Annotated in this window: 2 protein-coding genes; both read right to left on the bottom strand. The window is 60.8% G+C overall.

Annotation, left to right across the window (positions count from 1 at the left end):
• Nucleotides 1–746 (bottom strand): AMIN domain-containing protein (locus tag AB4Z11_RS32605; RefSeq protein WP_442030443.1); only part of this gene is annotated, 746 nt, incomplete at its 3' end.
• Nucleotides 743–1013: pilus assembly protein PilP (locus AB4Z11_RS32600; RefSeq protein ID WP_442030441.1), on the bottom strand; the 271-nt coding region annotated here is incomplete at its 5' end. The genes AB4Z11_RS32600 and AB4Z11_RS32605, both read right to left, overlap by 4 nt.

Below are 1013 nucleotides of genomic sequence, written 5' to 3'. Positions count from 1 at the left end.
CTCTGCTCCCACAGGCCATGCGCTTCGATGGTCATGCGCGAATTTTCGCCCTGCGGAACGGTCGTCACCTTGGTCACCGGGGTGCCGAAGTCGGTCACGTCAAGGCGGCGGCGCAAGGTTTCCGGCAGACCGGTCTTCATGAAGTCCACCACCACGCCGGTTGCGGTCTGGCGCACGTCAACGGCGACCTGGCTGTTCGGCAGGTCCACCACTACGCGCCCTTCACCACTGGTACCGCGGCGGAAGTCGATATCGCGCAGCAGCTGCTTGCCCGCCGGGACCACGGGAGCCGCCTGAGGAATCGGCAGACCGCGCGCATCGACCGCAGTGGCGATGCCGCCGGAGCCGTCGATGGTCATGATCACAGCTTTGCCATCAATAGCGGTTGCATAATTCAGAGGGCGCTTCAGGTTGAATACCAGGCGCGAACGCTGGCCAGCCTGCACTACGTTGACACTGTTCAGGTCACCGAGGTTGATTTCCTGACTGGTCTTGCCGGTGCCGTTGCTGGTGGCGCCGAAATCCAGCGCAATGCGCGCCGGATTGGTGATGGAAAAGCCGATGGGCAGCTTTTCCGGCGCATCTTTCAGCGCGATTTTGACGATGACATTGCTGCCTTGCTGGTTGGCCGTGATCGATTCGATCGCGTTGCCTTGCTGGGCGTGCGCCACGGCTGCGCTGCCGGCCAGCGCCAGCGCGAGGCCTGCAAAACGCAGGGCACGCGTCACGGTTCTGATGGCGATCATTTGGTATTCTCCTTACTTTCCTGCAGTTCCAGCTTCGACATGCGTTCGACCCAGTCGCCGGCCGCATCCTGAACAATTTCCTTGATTGTTATCGCGTCTTCGGACACCGAGGTAATGAGACCGAAGTTCTGTCCTGCGTGCTGGCCGGGCCGCACCTGGTACACGGTGTGGTCGATCTGCAGCAGGCCAAAGATCTGCTTATCTTTTTCCAGGGTTCCCACCATCTTCATCACATCGAGCGGGAAGCTTTCGAGGAATTCCTTGCGG

This window comes from Pseudoduganella sp. RAF53_2, from assembly GCF_052113985.1.
Taxonomy (GTDB): Bacteria; Pseudomonadota; Gammaproteobacteria; order Burkholderiales; family Burkholderiaceae_D; genus Rugamonas.
Note: the sequence above shows the minus strand (reverse complement) of the source record. Positions and strands in the feature narration are given on the sequence as shown.